Here is a 1873-nt window from a genome sequence, read left to right on the forward strand (position 1 = left end):
GATCAAGGGCGGCCAACTGAACGAAGCACGGGAAAACCTCAAGCAGTTGCTGGCCAAGGCACCCAACGAAATCATCTACAACCTGGCTCAGGTGGATCTGGACATYACCAACAATCGCCTGCCCGATGCCCAGTCCCGGGTTGACCGGTTGATGGGCCAATACGCTGGCAACTACCCGCTGAACCAGATTCGAGTCGACCTGCTGCTCAAGCAGAACCGTACTGCGGATGCGGAGAAAGCCCTCGAAGGCCTGCTCAAGTCCCGCCCGGATGATCCGGACGTGTGGTATCAGGTTGCCGAGACACGCGGCCTGTCAGGCAATATCATCGGCTTGCATCAGGCTCGCGCCGAATACTTTGCACTGGTCGGGGACTATAAACAGGCCATTCAGCAACTGGACTTCGCCAAACGCAAGGCCGGCACGAACTTCCCGCTGTCTTCGCGGATCGACGCACGGCAACGTGAGCTGATGGAACAAGAGCGCATGATCAAGGACATGATGGGCTGACGCCCTCGCAGACAAAAAGTCCGGACACAAAAAAACCGCCTCTTTCGAGGCGGTTTTTTATTCAACCAACTACCGGGTTATTCAGCCAGTTTGAAGGTGATGAAGCTCGCTCGACCCTGACGCAGTACCCGCATCGACACCGAGCGGTTCTTTGGCAGCGCCTTGGCGATGTCCGCGAACTCCTTGGTGGAACCGATGGCCTGGTTGTTCAGGTGGGTGATCACATCACCCGGCTGCAAGCCGATCATGGCGGCAGGACCGTCCTGCACTTCCTTGATCATCACACCGCCTTTGAGGTCATAGGTTTTCTTCTGGTCGTCAGTCAACTCGACCACAGAAACACCGAGGCGATTGCTACTGCGCTCGATGCTGGATTTTGGCTCGGCATCCAGCTCTTTAGCTTCTTCCGGAATGGCACCGACGGTCAGCTCGACTTTCTTGCGCTTGCCGTCACGAATCACTTCCAGATTGGCTTTTGCGCCAGCCTTCAACGCACCAACGAGATGCGGCAGGTCGGCCGACATGACGATTGGCTGACCGTTCATGCTCAGGATCACGTCGCCGACTTGCAGGCCACCCTTGGCAGCCGGGCCATCATCCTGAATCTGAGCAACCAGCGCACCCGCCGGCTTCTCCAGACCGAACGACTCGGCCAGGTCCTTGCTGACTTCCTGAATCACGACACCCAGCCAGCCTCGGCTGACTTTTCCACCGGATTTCAGCTGATTGGAAACATCCATGGCCACGTCGATCGGGATCGCAAACGACACACCCATGAAGCCACCGGAGCGGGTGTAGATCTGCGAGTTGATCCCGACCACCTCACCGTTCAGGTTGAACAGCGGGCCGCCCGAGTTACCCGGGTTGATCGGTACGTCGGTCTGGATGAACGGTACATAGTTTTCGTTCGGCAGGCTGCGACCGACGGCACTGACGATGCCCTGGGTCACCGTGTGGTCAAAGCCGAATGGCGAACCAATCGCGACAACCCATTGGCCAGCCTTCAGGTCCTGGGATTTACCGAGCTTCAGCACTGGCAGATCCTTGCCTTCGATTTTCAGCAGCGCCACGTCGGAACGTGGATCGGTACCGATCAGCTTGGCTTTCATTTCGCTGCGATCAGCCAGGCGGACGAGGATTTCGTCAGCATCGGCGATCACGTGGTTGTTGGTCAGGATATAGCCATCAGTAGAGATGATGAAACCCGACCCCAGGGAAGTTGCCTCGCGCTGACGGTCGCGAGGTGAACGCGATTGCGGCGGCATGCCTCGCTCGAAGAATTCGCGCAGCATAGGCGGCAAGCCTTCGAGGTCGGGCATTTGCTGGCTGACTTGGCGATCCGGCAGCTTTTGCGTGGTACTGATG

Annotated in this window: 2 protein-coding genes; one reads left to right on the forward strand and one right to left on the reverse strand. The window is 58.0% G+C overall.

Translation table 11 applies throughout. From position 1 onward, the window contains the following. The coding region (locus ACXRVY_RS26755) for a tetratricopeptide repeat protein (RefSeq protein WP_458238701.1) at nucleotides 1–508 on the forward strand (508 nt) is incomplete at its 5' end. A gap of 77 nt (nucleotides 509–585) precedes the next feature. Here ACXRVY_RS26755 and ACXRVY_RS26760 read toward each other — a convergent pair. Then, nucleotides 586–1873, reverse strand: a 1288-nt coding sequence (locus tag ACXRVY_RS26760; protein ID WP_458238702.1) for a DegQ family serine endoprotease, incomplete at its 5' end; no start/stop codon positions are given.

It is taken from the genome of Pseudomonas sp. P5_A2_2 (genome assembly GCF_054177685.1).